This is a genomic window from Flavobacterium sp. (genome assembly GCF_036782315.1).
Taxonomy (GTDB): Bacteria; Bacteroidota; Bacteroidia; order Flavobacteriales; family Flavobacteriaceae; genus Flavobacterium.
The window spans coordinates 17,489-32,545 of the sequence record NZ_DAIPZK010000014.1; the positions used below are offsets into that span (position 1 = coordinate 17,489).

Annotated in this window: 8 protein-coding genes; 4 read left to right on the plus strand and 4 right to left on the minus strand. The window is 34.0% G+C overall.

The window, feature by feature from the left end; translation table 11 throughout:
* Together V7P59_RS11485 and V7P59_RS11490 are read right to left on the minus strand one after the other, a co-directional pair.
* Nucleotides 1-3,381 (minus strand): GEVED domain-containing protein (locus V7P59_RS11485; RefSeq protein ID WP_333810300.1); only part of this gene is annotated, 3,381 nt, incomplete at its 3' end.
* Between the two features lie 249 nt (nucleotides 3,382-3,630).
* A complete protein-coding gene (locus tag V7P59_RS11490; protein ID WP_333810301.1) occupies nucleotides 3,631-8,775 on the minus strand; it encodes a beta strand repeat-containing protein in 5,145 nt (1,714 codons plus the stop codon).
* A gap of 393 nt (nucleotides 8,776-9,168) precedes the next feature.
* Between V7P59_RS11490 and V7P59_RS11495 the strand changes: the two genes are divergently transcribed.
* From V7P59_RS11495 to hemL, 4 genes are read left to right on the plus strand one after another with little or no spacing between them, the layout of a single operon-like run.
* The gene (locus V7P59_RS11495; RefSeq protein ID WP_333810302.1) at nucleotides 9,169-10,998 is read left to right on the plus strand and encodes a T9SS type A sorting domain-containing protein; all 1,830 of its coding nucleotides are present in this window, start codon (nucleotides 9,169-9,171) and stop codon (nucleotides 10,996-10,998) included.
* Nucleotides 10,999-11,048: 50 nt separating this feature from the next.
* Nucleotides 11,049-11,960 carry a 1-aminocyclopropane-1-carboxylate deaminase/D-cysteine desulfhydrase gene (locus tag V7P59_RS11500; RefSeq protein WP_333810303.1) on the plus strand — a complete coding sequence of 304 codons (912 nt, stop codon included), beginning with the start codon at nucleotides 11,049-11,051 and terminating at the stop codon, nucleotides 11,958-11,960.
* Entirely contained in the window at nucleotides 11,947-12,834 is an 888-nt protein-coding gene (locus V7P59_RS11505; RefSeq protein ID WP_333810304.1) for a glucosaminidase domain-containing protein, read from the plus strand. The genes V7P59_RS11500 and V7P59_RS11505 overlap by 14 nt, the downstream gene beginning before the upstream one ends.
* Nucleotides 12,834-14,120 (plus strand): glutamate-1-semialdehyde 2,1-aminomutase, encoded by a 1,287-nt coding sequence (gene hemL / locus V7P59_RS11510; RefSeq protein ID WP_333810305.1) that lies wholly within the window; start codon nucleotides 12,834-12,836, stop codon nucleotides 14,118-14,120. Before V7P59_RS11505 ends, hemL begins: the two co-directional genes overlap by 1 nt.
* A gap of 29 nt (nucleotides 14,121-14,149) precedes the next feature.
* On the opposite strand, the gene V7P59_RS11515 is transcribed toward hemL, so the two are convergent.
* Together V7P59_RS11515 and V7P59_RS11520 are read right to left on the minus strand one after the other, a co-directional pair.
* The gene (locus tag V7P59_RS11515) at nucleotides 14,150-14,479 is read right to left on the minus strand and encodes a hypothetical protein (protein WP_333810306.1); all 330 of its coding nucleotides are present in this window, start codon (nucleotides 14,477-14,479) and stop codon (nucleotides 14,150-14,152) included.
* A 75-nt stretch (nucleotides 14,480-14,554) separates the two neighbouring features.
* Nucleotides 14,555-14,986, minus strand: coding sequence for a hypothetical protein (locus V7P59_RS11520; RefSeq protein WP_333810307.1), 432 nt, complete (start codon nucleotides 14,984-14,986; stop codon nucleotides 14,555-14,557).
* Nucleotides 14,987-15,057: the final 71 nt, after the last annotated feature.

Sequence of the window (15,057 nt, forward strand, 5' to 3'; positions counted from 1 at the left end):
AATATTGGTTAATCCAAAATTAGCTACTGGAGATGACCAATATACATAATCAAGTCTTCTTAAATTAACATTTCGTTTCATTGAAATAGTGCCCGAATTGGCTACATTGTTTACTTGAATCAAACTTCCACTATTTTCAATGTTGAAAGTACCACCAGCATCAACTGTCACTGCATCGGTAACAGTTAAAGTATTGTTTGCTTCAATTTGAAGTAAACCACTTGGTCTTACTGTAACAAATCGTGCATAAGCGTTTTGCGCGCTTACATTAATGTAAGAATCATTTGGTCCATCATAGATATAAACACAAGAAGTAGCATCGGGTATGCCATTTGGAGACCAATTAGTAGCAGTATACCAATCATTATTTGTAATTCCTTTCCAAGTTCTTGTCTTATTGTTTATTGTAATAGGTACTTGAGCAGTACAACCGCCTGGTAGGGTTGCTGTAACATCAAATGTCCAATTATTAGTTTCTATTTGAGTTAAATTAGGTAAAAAGTAAATAGTAGAAACGGCTTGCCCGCTGTATAAATTAGCAGGTATAGTTGGTAATTGATAATATGCATCAATACCTGTTCCAGACCAAGTGTAACTCGAAACATAAGGTTTTAAACCATAAATTCTAATATCATCAATAGCCCAACCATCACACCATCCAGAAGAATATCGAAAACGAATTCTTAAATCACTTACGTTAATATAGGCATTTAAATTAATGCTTTCTTCATTGAAAACACCTGGATTTCCTATATCTTTTGTATAGGTTGCAATTGCATTCCATGTTGTTCCTCCATTTGTTGATACTTCAACATAAGCAAAATCTGTATTATTAAAATCTGAATAATACTGTTTGAAAGTAAGAGTTAAAGTTGAATATCCTGTTGCGTTTAAAGGAGGAGTTGTTAATCTGGTATCAATATTTTGACCTCTATAATCTGAAACAGTAACAGCATAGTAATTTCCTACATTTCCTGAACTAATAGCAGGAACAAATACACTTGTTCCATTAGGTATCCAAGGACTAGATTGAATGAGCCAAGGAGCACGTGGTTCTGGTGAATCGCCATCATTTGTTATGCCATTTCCATTTGTATCCCATAGATTCAAAGGGGTAGATAAAATCATTTGCCCATAATTTCCTGAATTAAAACCTTCATAAAAAAGATTTTGTATGTTTTGACTTGCAGAGGCCGAAACAGTTATAATATCGTTGCCACAAGCGGTTGGGGTTGTAGGAGTAAAACTAATATCTGTTGTGTCATAAACATAAGCGTTTGCTGCGGTTCTATATAATGATTCGCAGCTTCCATTATAAGCAGCTACATAAAATGTTTGTGAATTGGTTAGTGCAGGTGTTACCCAAGTATTAGTTGTACTTGATCCTACTTGTGAACCTCCAAAAGCGGTATTGTACCATCTGTATTCAGTTGTACCGGGTGTTCCAAATGCAGTTAAGGTTACATTGTTGCCTATACCGCAAATATTTCCATCTATAGTACCAGTAATTTGCGCAGAACAGTTTAGAATTACGCTTATTGAATAATCCTCTGTTTCACCACCAGCATAGTTTGTACAAGGGTCTATGCCCGCACCCAAACATAACGATTTAGTTCTTATACGTAACCTGTAAATTCCTTGTGGTGTGCCAGACGGAATTACAAATCCAAATATATTTTGTCCAGCAGTTCCAGCGCTTGATTCATAAACTTTTTCATTAGTATCTAAAAAGTCTCCGTCTTTATTCCAATCTACAAATGCCGCAATTAATTGCGAGGATGAAGTACATGGTGGTGGTCCAAAACTGGAACTACCTGCTAAACTAATGTTAATATTTACTCCGCCACCAGAAACTTGTGTTGCAATATTGATATTAGAATAATTTGTATATCCTGGTGCTGTATATCCTGTTGGGCCATTTTTTTCGTTGGCAAACGCACCAACTCCTTCAATTAGGTTAATGTGAATTCCTGTAGAAGACGTAGGTGTACAGTAAGCGGGACTAACTGTGTTGTTTGTTGTTGTGAAACCAGATAATGGGTTTGTTGTATTGTATAGAGGACCGCCTATACAGTTTGTGTCATAGGAGAAAATGTAAAAATAATATGAAGTTAATGGAGTTAAACCACTTGCTGTAAATGAATTGTTACCATCATTATCTATTACGGTATACCCAGGACTAATTGTAGAGCCAATTGTGTATGTTGTTCCATTGCTTGGTGTTGGTGGAGTAGCAGAAGAACTAATAACAACTAAATAGCTTTCTGCTTGTGGAGTAGGATAAGAAAATGCACCATTAATAAAAGTGTTTCCAGCACTTAAAAATAAATTAAAAGGCTGTAAGTAAGGTAAGCAAGGTGCTGGTTCTAAAATGTTGATGTTGTAGTCTTCTGCATCTGTATAAATATTAGCAGTGTCACAACCATTAGCATTAATTGCAGTTGCCCCTTGTTTCATTATTGCTCTCATTCGAGTGACGCCAACAGTTGCTGTAACTGGTACAGTTATTGATATTGTTCGTGTTCCAGAGGCTGTTGAAGAAGCAGAAGGTAAAACTATTTCGCCTGCATCTGCAAAATCACCATCATTGTTCCAATCAATCCATGCTTGTGTAAATGTTGTTGTTGATATTGTTGTTTTTGATACACTAAGAGTATATGAATAACCTGTTAATAAAGTTGTAGTTAATCCTGTACTGATATAACCGTCAAATGTGCTATTGTTGTTGATTGTGTTTAATGTTACATTTGATAAATAACCTGCAGCATTATTTGTTCCGCCTGCAGCACAATATTTCCAACATCCCGCTACTTCAATTCGGCGATCACCATCTGGATTTTGTGTTGCAGGTGTAGCAGTTGAAATTCCAGGACACGCACCGCCAGCCCCAGAATATGATATTCCGTTATCTGCAACAGAGGCGTCGAAAAAAGAACAGTTTGGAGCATCAGTTGGGATATCATAGGCTAACCAATAATAAAATGTTCCTGCTCCATGAGTTTGATTGAAATTAAAAACAATTGTACCAGTAGGGTTACTGATAGTTGTTCCTAATTGTACTGTGGTTGAAAATGTGGCACTTGTTCCAGTATAAAATAATTTTGCATTTAAAGGAACAACAGAATTGTTCATCGCAAAACTCATACTGCATACAGGGAATGCAGCGCCTCCACCACCTCCAACAACAGCAATACGAATAATTGATTGATTGGTGGCGCCTGCGGTTACGGGATTTGTAATTTGAGCCACATTACTACTTGAATAAGTAGTGGCTAATAGATTTTGAAAATTTAAAAAACATACAATTAGTAACAACCAAACTGTTGTTTTGTACTTTTTTATTTTTACAAAATCATTCTGTAGGGGGAATGTTTTTGTCATAACAAATGATTTCTATGAATTCTGTTTCTAAATTACGAAGAAATTATTGTTTTGGTTTTGTTTTTTTAATAAAAAACAACAATGTGTTTATAAAAAACGTTAAAAATCGATAAAAAACACAAAAATACGATAAATAACATTCGTTTTTTTTTAATATTTTAGATGTTTAATTAAGTATTTGATACTATAGGTACAAAAAAAACACCTGCTGATTAGCAGGTGTTTAAGTTTTATTTTTTAAAGATAATTCTAGAAAATTACTTTATAAGTTTTTGTAGCACCATTATCTAAAGTAACTTCTACTAATAATGGACTTTGCGTTTTAGCTACATTTCTTGTTGAGAAAGTATTTGAGTTTACATTATTAAATGTTCCTAAAACTCTTCCTAATAAATCATGTACTCGAACTGATTTAATGGTTTGGTTTGTTGCGTTCACATTAATACTTTCGTTAGTGAAAACTGTTACTGCATTTGCAGTGAAATCTTCATTGCCTAAAGTGGTATTTTTGAATTTAAGTACAAAACGATTTTCATATCTTCCTGTTGTTGCTGTGAAAGCATAAGGAGCTGAACGTAAATCATGTGTAATACCTAAAGTTCTGTCTTCTAAATAAATATTCTGAGTGGCAGATTCAAATAAACCATCCACCGTTGAAATACCTATGGTATGATTTCCGTTTTGAGCTATAGAAATACCAAGTGGGATTTCATCATTTTCATCAAAGGGTAAACTTCTACCTTGAATGTTTAATTTATCTGTATTAGAGAATGAATACAATTCAAAATTAGTTTTTACATCTAATGCTGGAGCATCATACATTCTATCTAAATCATTAGTTGCACCATCTATATAACCAATTAAAGTTGGGCTAGAAGTAGCAGAAGGACTAATTAGATTTAACCAAATTCTATGTTTTTCACCTTCGCCTGAATTATTTTCATTACTATTTCTATAGAATAAATCGTTTCTGTAGTCGTTTCTTCTCATACTGTTATTAAATACTACATTTTCAGTTGTTGCAGTAGAAGTGTGATTCATTAATACAAAGAATCCTTGTCCTGCGGCAATATTTCCATTACCAATAGCGGGATTAGAACCTGTAGCATTATATGTTACATAATCGGCAACCGTATAATTTTGACCAAAGTTATTGTAGAAAGGATCTGAAATAGCTGAAGATGGTAATGTACCATGAGTCCAGTATTTAATGAAACCTGCAATATTTGTATTAGCAGCTAAGAATAAATTAGCATTTACAGCTGATGGGTATGGATTACCTATTAAGTTCCAATTGTCGTCATCTCGAGTTGCTAACGTAGTTGATACACCAGTTGAATAATTTACTCCATTATAGGTGCCTCTGCTAATAGGAGTTGTAATAGTTCCATTGTTAGGCACTCCCACAAAATTTGCTGTATAATTTTGAGGCGTGCTTGTATAACTATCAGGACCTCTCACAATATATCCTTTACCATTAACCATTGTTTCACTAGTAGCAGACCAGTTACCAAAGCCATTGATATTAGATGGAATTGTAGGAATCCATTTGTATCGATAAGAGGTTGTTGAAATATTGGTTAATCCAAAATTAGCTACTGGAGATGACCAATATACATAATCAAGTTTTCTTAAATTAACATTTCGTTTCATTGTAATGTTGCCCGAGTTGGCTACATTGTTTACTTGAATTAAGCTTGAAGAATTTTCAAGAGTTAAATTTCCAGTACCAGTTACTTCAACAAAGTCTGTAATTGTTAAAGTGTTGTTAGATAGTATTTGTAAATTACCACCGTTTTTAACTTGTAAAGTTTTTCCAAATCCGTTATAATTTACACCAGAAATTACGGAATTGTTAGTAGCAGGTGGTATAATAACACAAGTAGTTGCATCTGGTACTCCTACAGGACTCCAGTTATTTGGATCATTCCAATTGCCGCTCGTTCCACCTTTCCAAACTTTAGAAAGATTGTTAATAGTAATTAATTTAGATACTGGACAACCATTTCCTAGAGTAGCAGTTGCTGTAAAAGAATAAGTTGGTAGTTCAAGTTGAGCTGGTGTAGGTTTAACATATACAGTAGAAACACTTTGAGCTACATAAGGTATTGTACAAGCTAAATCAATAAAAGCAGTTACGCCACCACTCCATGTGAAGGTTGTATTTAAAGGTCTAGTTCCATAAACTTTTACATCGTCTATTGCCCAACCATCACAAAAAGCTGAACCTTGTAAGTGATATCTAAATCTAAACATAACTGAAGGTAAACCAGCGTAAGCACTTACATCAATTACTACATCATTAAATTCGCCAGCAAATCCTTGTGTTGAAGTATAGCGTGCAATATTAGTCCAAGCTCCGCCACCATCAGTAGAAACATCGATATCAGCAAATTGTAAAGGTTCACCAACATAGTATGAAAAATAATGTCTGAAACTTAAAAACAAACTTGAATATGGAGTTGTATTTAATGCCACAGTTCTTAATTGTGTGTCTTTAGGAGCAGGTGCAGCAAAATCAGAAACTGATAATGCAAATCTATTTCCAATTGTTCTTGAAGTAATTGCTGGTTTCCAAACGGAACCAGTAGGGACATAAGGACTTGTTCTATTCGTCCATTGTGTGTTGGCATCTGCAGCAACATTTGTTCTAGTTAATACACCAAATCCACCACCTTCAAAATTTTCATCAACTAAATAATCGATAACAATATCTCCTAATGCAGCTATTGAAACTACATTGTTTTCACCGCAAACTTCAGGTGTGGATGGTGTTACATTAATGGTTGTTGTAGGATTTACAATTGCTTTTACTTCTTCTCTGTACCATGATTCACATGTACCATTCCATGCGGTAACATAATAGCTTGTTGTAGTTGCTATTGATGGAGTAGTCCAAGTAGTAGTTGCAGACGTTCCTACTAAAGTACCACCAGTTCTAGCGCTGTAAAATCTGTATTGTGTTGTTCCTGCACTTCCATTCACTGTAACGTTTACTGTACCTGTATCACATCTAGATCCATCTACTACACTAGTTATTTTTGCTGAACAATCAGCTACAACAACCAATCTGTAATCTTCTGTTTCTCCTGTTGCTAATCCAGTAGCACAAGGCGTAAAAGTTTGAGATGCTTCAAATGATCTGAAACGAATTCTGTAATTTCCTGGTAAAGTACCAATTGGAATTACAAATCCTGCAGAACCAGCGATAGTTTGTACGCCACCAGTTGTATATACTAATTCTGGAGCCGCATCTGTAAATATGCCATCATTATTCCAGTCAACCCAAACTTTTACATATTGTCTTGAATTTACAAGTCTATAATCTAAAGTAACACCACCACCAGGAATTTGTGTTACAGGAGGAACGGCAGTATAATCTGCATATCCAGTTGCAGCTCTTCCAGTCCCCATGTTAGTAATATTAGTTATGTATCCAGCAGTAGAGATGTCTTCAATATATCGAGAACTTACATTAGAGGTAGGAATACAATAATCAACAAGTCCTGTAGTTATGTTTCCTGTTAAAGGAGAAGTTCCTAGATATAAAGGTCCTCCAGAACATAAGTTGTTAAATGAATAAATATAAATATAATATGTTGTTGAATTTGTTAGTCCTGTAGCTGAAAAAACAGTATTTGTATCATTATCCACAATAGTATATCCTGGTGCTAAAGTTCCTCCAATAGAATAGTTTGTTCCGTTTACAGGTGCTGATGGAGGTATAGCTGAAGTGCTTATTACAACTAAATAGCTGTTTGCGGCAGGACTTGCAGCAGTAAATGAGCCAGAAATAATAGTTCCAGATGCGGTTAGACCTAATGCAGTAGGTTGTGCGGTAGGGGCAACACATGCTGGAGGAGCAATTAATGTAATTGCATAATCTTCAGTCTCTCCAGATCCGAAACTTGTACAAGAATCTCCTGACGCATTAGCATTCCCAGCGCCTCTTGATCTGATTCTCATAGTTGTTACGCCAGGGGTTGAACCAAAAGGTATTAGTATCGAAACAGAACCATTGGTTCCTGAAGAATATACTTGTGTCCATTCTGATGCTTCAAAAGTTCCATTTGCATTGAAATCAATCCATGCTGAAACAATTGAAGACAAATTTGTTGTTACTGATAAATTATAAGAGGTGCCAATTAAAACACTTGTTGTAGGAGTTCCAGAAGCAGCATAATTTGTGTATGATGTGCCGCTAGTATTAGCACATCCAGTTGTATTATTTAGGGTGTTTAAAGTTACATTAGTTATTGTTCCACTACAAGAAACAGTATGGGTTGGTGGACAATAATTGAAACATCCAGGTCCTACAGGAGAAGTAATCACCACATCGTCAAAACCGCTGCCACATCTTCCATTGTCAATTGTCCATCTTAATGTTACTGGAGTTCCAGGAATAATTCCTGTAATTCCAGAAGTTGGTGAGTTTGGTGAAGTTATTGTAGCTGTACCAGAAACAACAGTCCATGTTCCAATACCAGCTGTTACAGTACTTCCAGCTAAAGTTGCTGTAGTAGCACAAGTCGTTAAAGTTTGGTCAGGACCAGCATTAACTGTATTTACAGGACAAGTGAAAGTTATGATTACAGCTCCATTCATTCCAGATCCTCCAGTGTTTCCTTTGTGTCCTGCGCCACCTCCGCCACCTCCATAGTTGACAGTTGCATTTCCTCCGTTAAAATTATTTCCACCATTACCTCCAGCTCCACCAAAGTTAGCTACTGTAGCTCCTCCAGTACCTGGAGTTGTCGTATTTGCTGCATTATTACCATTGTTTCCATTTCCAGTTGAACCAGCAGCAGAACCACCTCCACCACCTGAACCAGAACCACCTCCAGAGCCGCTGCCAAGACCAGATCCTCCGTTTCCACCAGCAAATCTTACATCCCCAACGCTTGCAGCTATTGTTCCTCCGTTTCCACCAGCTACGGTTCCTGTATTTGAAGCAGCTCCAACAGAACCTCCTGCAGCAGTGATAGTTACTCCGTTTATTGTTGCAGTTGAGGCTGTTCCAGCTGTGTTGGCAGCTCCACCAGTTCCAACTGTAATTGTGTAAGTAGTTCCAGGAATTACTGTAATTGAATTTCTTCGTGCATATGCACCACCACCACCACCACCACCGACATGTCCATTGGTGTTAGCTGTTGATCTTCCTCCAGCACCACCACCCCATGCTTCAACTTGAATAGTAGTCACCCCGGCTGGACAAACCCATGTTCCAGAGGTTGTAAATACACTAGGTGATTGACAAAAAGCATCAGAAAATCCAAAAAGGGTTAAAAATAAAAGGAGTAAACTGCTAGTTTTAAGTTTACTGTTTTGAGAAATTAAGTTCCATGCGTTGTTACACACACGAGAACACGTCATTAGGGCGTAATTCTGCTTCATAAATTATAGGGATATTATGATTTTATTATTTTATATCAAACCTAATAGGATGATAGTAAACCAAATATAGAGCAAAAGTATTTATATTTTATAATTTTTTACAACTAATTTGATTTTTTTTATAAACAAGATTCTTAATTCCTTGATTTTTCATTAAAAAATCGACGAAGTGTTAAAAAAAATCGACAAAATGCATTTTCGAATTTAATTTTATAGTTAAAAAAATATACTTTACATTATTTTTGTTAAAATTTAAAGCTTTATTTATTCTAATTTTCTTTTTATTGTGATATATTTATTGAATAAATTGATTTTATGTTAAATTTTTATTTTTAAGCAATAGGTATTTAGTAATTAGTTATATTTGTTAATGTTGTTTTAAATTCCCTAGTTATGAAGCAAATTTTACTTTTTATTTTCGGCTTTTTGGGTTTTCTTAATACATTTTCTCAAATGTATGTTAGTCCTAATACTTATGTTTTTGTAAATGATCAGTTTGTCTTTGTTAATCAAGATGTTAATCTTCAAAATAACGGGAATCTTTTTTTGAGGAATAATTCACAATTGTTACAAGGGTCAACTAATTCAAGTGCTAATACCGGAAGTGGGAAACTTTCGGTTTTTCAAGAAGGAACGGTTAACAATTTTCAATATAATTACTGGTGTTCACCTGTTGGTAATGCTTCTAATTTAATAGGAAATGAACCTTTTGGAATTACTATGTTGCAACGTCCAACTGGACTTACAGCATCAACTCCTGCAACAATATTAGCTACTAACAATTATAATGGATCAGCAAATCCTTTAGCTATTGCTCCTTATTGGATATGGCGTTTCATAACTTCTAATGCTTATGCGCAATGGTCTTATGTGGGAGCTGCCTCTATAATTAATGCTGGTGAAGGCTTTACTATGAAAGGAACATCTGGAACTGACGCAACAGTTGCTCAGGTTACTGAGAACGTTCAAAATAATCCTGGTAATAATCAACGATACGATTTTAGAGGTAAACCTAATGATGGAAATATTAGTGTAGCGGTTAGTACAGGAAATTATACTTTAGTTGGAAATCCTTATCCTAGCGCAATTGATTTAAATGCTTATTTGTTAGATCCAGCAAATGCAAATCTTATTAATGGGCAAGCTTATTTTTGGGAACAAGTAGAGGTTAATACTCATATTTTAAGGCAATATCAAGGAGGTTATGGGGTTTATACACCATTAACTGGAATTTATACTCCTGCCGCCTTTTGGTCTTATGATGGTTATGGTTCGCAAGGCATACCAACTGGTTCGGGAACTGAATTTCAACGAAGATTTAGTCCTATTGGGCAAGGTTTCATGGTTTTGGGAACTGCTTCAGGAAATGTTACAATGAAAAATAATTATCGTGTTTTTGTTAAAGAAGGAGTGGCTAATCTGTCAGAGTTTGCTAGAAGTGGATCAGAATCTACTGCTCAAAACAATGTCGAATATTTTTCTGCAATTCCAAATGTCGCCGGAATCGATTATACTCAAATTAAAAAAAATACTGCTCCATACATTCGAATTCATGCTATGTATAACGACAGTGGCGTAAGACCTACAACTATTGCTTTTTTAGATACTGCTACAGATGGTTTTGATTATGGTGCAGATGGACGATCCCCATCAGGTGAAGGTGCTGAGTTTTATTTTATTTTAACAGATAGACCACATGAATATATTGCAACTACAGTTAAATATGATGTTAATAAAAAAATTCCTGTAGGGTTCAGATGTAATGCTCCAACTAATTTTAAAGTTCAAGTAAAAGAAATAGTAGGCTTGCAAGCAAATCAGAAAGTTTATTTACACGATAAGATTACAGATATTTATCATGATATTAAAAGTGATGTTTTTAATATAACGTTGCCAGCAGGAAACAATACTACTCGTTTTGAAATAACTTTTACAAAAAAATCCAAAGATGTAAAAAGAACTCAAGAGTTAGAAGAATCTTTCTGTGTTTTTCAAAACAATTTGGATAGTAAATTGACTATTTACAATACATTTTATAAAGAAATAGTTTCATTAGTTGTATATGATATTTCAGGGAAAGTTGTATTGGAAAAAGAAAATTTAGGTAATGATGCTTCTTTTGAATTTTCAACCTCAAATTTAAGTGATGGTGTTTATGTGGTAAAAACTAAAACCAATGATAATTTGGAAATGAGCAAAAAAGTAATTATTTCAAGAAAATAATAAGCTCTATTATAGTATATTTGAAAGCAGCTTTTATTGGCTGCTTTTTTATGGAATTCAGTAACCAAAAAATACATCTTGATTTACCAAATGGTATTGAACTCTTTATCAAGAGAGAAGATTTGTTGCATCCTATAATTTCGGGTAATAAATTTCGAAAACTAAAATATAATATTCAATCAGCTAAGAAGTTAGGGCAAAGTACTTTATTAACTTTTGGAGGTGCTTTTTCCAATCATATTTTAGCAGTTGCAGGGGCAGGAGCCGAATTTGGTTTTAAAACTATTGGTGTAATTCGAGGTGAAGAGTTAGAAGATAAAATTAAAGAGAACCCAACTTTGGCTCACGCTCAAGCATTAGGGATGCAATTTTATTTTGTGAGTCGGACAGCTTATCGTGATAAAGAATCGAGTTTATTTATTGCACATTTACAAGAAAAATTCGGAGACTTTTATTTATTACCTGAAGGAGGAACAAATAATTTGGCGATAAAGGGATGTGAAGAAATTTTAGCTTTATCTGATAAACATAATTTTTCTCACATAGCTTGTGCAGTAGGAACTGGTGGAACTTTTTCTGGTTTAATCAATTCTTCAGATGAAAATCAGCAATTAATTGGATTTTCTTCTTTAAAAGGTTCTTTTTTATCTGATGTAATTTGTAATTTTGTAAAGAAAAAGAATTGGAGTATAAATGATACTTATCATTTTGGTGGATATGGTAAAGTAAATGAAGAATTAATTTCTTTCTTAAATTCTTTTTACAGTCAAACTAATATTCCATTAGATCCTATATATACGGGTAAGATGGTTTTTGGTGTTTTGGATTTAATTAAAAAAGAATATTTTCCACCAAATTCAAAAATTTTAATGATTCACACTGGTGGATTACAAGGAATTAAAGGCATGAATTTTGCTTTACAAAAAAAGAATAAAGAAATAATACAATATGTTAAAAACTAAATTAGCCCTTTTTCTATTAGCGCTTTTAGTGGTGAGCTGTACAAGTTCACGTCCTGTAGTTAGAACTTCAACAAAACCAAAAGTTACAGCTAAAAAACAACCTGTAACACAAAGTAAATCAACAAAGCCAACTGATAAGTCAGTTGCGTCTGGTTCTTCAACCAATTCCTCTACTTCTAAACCTAATAATTCAGGAGCTCAAGTAGAGCTTGAAGCCACCTCTACTGTAAAAACATATGCTGAAGAAATTAAAGCGTATGTAGAAAACTATAAAGATGTGGCAATGAATAACATGAAAAACCATGGTATTCCTGCCAGTATCATTTTAGCACAAGGTATTTTAGAATCGGGTGCAGGAAAAGGGAAGTTGGCATTAGCTGCCAATAATCATTTTGGAATTAAATGTCATAAAGAATGGACAGGTGAAAGTGTAAAACACGATGATGATGCTGCTCAAGAATGTTTTAGAAAATATGAATTCCCATCTGAATCGTATCGCGATCACTCATTGTTTTTAACTTCTCGACCTCGATATTCGAGTTTGTTTAAATTAGATAAGGGAGATTATGAATCTTGGGCAAAAGGATTAAAAGCAGCAGGTTATGCAACTGATGTTAAATATCCAGAAAAATTAATCGGATTAATCGAGCGTTTTGAATTGTATAAATATGATAACGAAGTTTTAAGTCGCGATTTTAAACCTACAAAAAAAGAGGTAATTGTAGCTCAAGGAGGAGATTACTATACAATTCAACAAGGTGATACGTTGTATTCTTTATCAAAAAGATTTAAACTTACTGTTGAAGATTTAAAAAAACTAAATAATATGTCAGATAATACCATTTCTATCGGACAACAAATCAAAATAAAATAATGTTATATAAAAGAAGTAGCGAATTATTTGTTGAAGCAAACAAAGTAATTCCTGGTGGCGTAAATTCTCCAGTACGAGCTTTTAAAGGAGTAGGAGGTACTCCAATTTTTGTAAAAGAAGCCAAAGGAGCCTATTTGTATGATGAAGATGGTAATCGTTTGATTGATTATATCAACTCATGGGGTCCAATGATTTTAGGTCATGCTTATGAACCTGTTGTTAATGCAGTTATTGAAAAAGCAAAAAAGGGAACTTCCTTTGGAATGCCAACAGAATTAGAAACGAAAATTGCTCAGTTAGCTGTTTCAATGGTGCCGAATATCGACAAAATTCGATTTGTAAATTCAGGTACGGAGGCTTGTATGAGTGCGATTCGTTTAGCACGAGGTTTTACAAAAAGAGATAAGATTATAAAGTTTTCAGGATGCTATCACGGTCATTCGGATTCGTTCTTAATTGCTGCCGGTAGTGGTTTAAGTACATTTGGGGTGCCAAATTCGCCAGGTGTTACTGAAGGTACAGCAAAAGATACTTTGTTAGCTTCCTATAATGATATTGAAAATGTAAAAGCGCTTTTTGAAGCCAATAAAAATGAAATTGCCGCTATTATCATTGAGCCTGTTGCAGGAAACATGGGCTGTGTGCCACCAGTAAAAGGATTTTTAGAAGCGTTGCGAGTAGTTTGTTCAGAAAATGGAGCGTTACTAATTTTTGATGAAGTAATGACGGGATTTCGTCTTGCAAAAGGTGGAGCTCAAGAATTATTTGGAATTCAAGCTGACATTGTTTGTTTTGGAAAAGTAATTGGTGGTGGATTGCCAGTGGGAGCTTTTGCAGCAAGAGAAGAAATTATGAACTATTTAGCTCCGCTTGGTCCAGTATATCAAGCAGGAACCTTGTCAGGTAATCCCTTAGCTATGGCGGCAGGTTTAGAAATGCTAAAAGCTTTAAATTCGGATTCTGATATTTTTAAACGTTTAGATGAAAAAACGGCTTATTTGGAAAACGGAATTAGAAATGTATTGACAGAAGATAATATTGTGTTTACAATTAATAGAGTAGGGTCGATGATTTCAGTTCATTTTGATGCAAATCCGGTTACAGATTTTGCAACCGCTAAAAATGGAGATAACGAAACGTTCAAAAAATTCTTCCATGGATTATTGAATAGAGGAGTTTACATTGCTCCTTCGGCATATGAAACTTGGTTTATCACTGATGCATTAACTTATGAAGACTTAGATTTTACTATAAATGCAATAGCTGAAACTGCTAAAGAGTTATAAAAAAATGTCCCGATTTATCGGGACATTTTTTATTTTATTAAATCTTCGTAAAGAACTTTGTTGCTTTTAAGTTTTCTTAATTGTTCTGGAGTAAGAGTTCCATCAATTTTCCCTTTCATTGTAGCATAAACATCGTTTTTTTCTTTCTCTGAAGTTGCTTTGGCTAAAGTTTCATGTTTGTAAACTAATAAATTATATAAAGCACTTTCGATAGAAGGATCTAAATTATTAATTACTTTAACTAAAGCATTAATCTCCTTTTTAGCTAATACATACGCATCATCAACTTTTTTCTCTTGAGCAAAGGAAACAGTGCTTAAACCAAAAAAGAATGCAATTAAAAAGATTATTTTTTTCATAATTATAAAAATTTATTTCTGTTGGTCAAATCTAAATTAAATTTAAGAGTAAACCAAAAGAATTAACTAAAATAATTAATTTGCTTTACGTTCTCTTACTCTTCTTTGCATTTTTTCTTTCCCTTCTGTTATTTTTTCATCATGATTTTCTTCCCATTTTTTATATTGTTCAGGCTTTAAGATTTTTTTCATTTTAGCTTTCATTTCAATTTGATTGTCTAACATTTCGTTTTTCATGTTAAATCTTTCTTCAGCTGAAGGTTTTTCTCCTTTTTCTCTTTTAGCTTTCATTTCCTCCATTTTAGCTTCACGTTTTTTAGCTTGCTCTAATAAGATGGCTTTAACTTCTTTTTGTTGTTTATCATCTAAATCTAAGTCTAATTTCATCTTTTTAGCATGAAGTTCTGATTGCTGTTCTGCTGTTAATTTTTCTCTTCCTTGTTTTCTGTCTTGTGCAAAGGTTAATGTTGTCATTACTAAAGCCATTGCTAAAATTAATTTTTTCATATTTTCGTTTTTTTAATTGTTTTGATGATAAGACATTGGAAAAATGAAAAGGTTTAATCTAAAACAAAAAA

Coding starts and splice junctions, on each gene's coding strand:
- V7P59_RS11490 (WP_333810301.1), bottom strand. CDS start 8,775: ATGAAGCAGAATTACGCCCTAATGACGTGTTCTCGTGTGTGTAACAAC.
- V7P59_RS11495 (WP_333810302.1), top strand. CDS start 9,169: ATGAAGCAAATTTTACTTTTTATTTTCGGCTTTTTGGGTTTTCTTAAT.
- V7P59_RS11500 (WP_333810303.1), top strand. CDS start 11,049: ATGGAATTCAGTAACCAAAAAATACATCTTGATTTACCAAATGGTATT.
- V7P59_RS11505 (WP_333810304.1), top strand. CDS start 11,947: ATGTTAAAAACTAAATTAGCCCTTTTTCTATTAGCGCTTTTAGTGGTG.
- hemL (WP_333810305.1), top strand. CDS start 12,834: ATGTTATATAAAAGAAGTAGCGAATTATTTGTTGAAGCAAACAAAGTA.
- V7P59_RS11515 (WP_333810306.1), bottom strand. CDS start 14,479: ATGAAAAAAATAATCTTTTTAATTGCATTCTTTTTTGGTTTAAGCACT.
- V7P59_RS11520 (WP_333810307.1), bottom strand. CDS start 14,986: ATGAAAAAATTAATTTTAGCAATGGCTTTAGTAATGACAACATTAACC.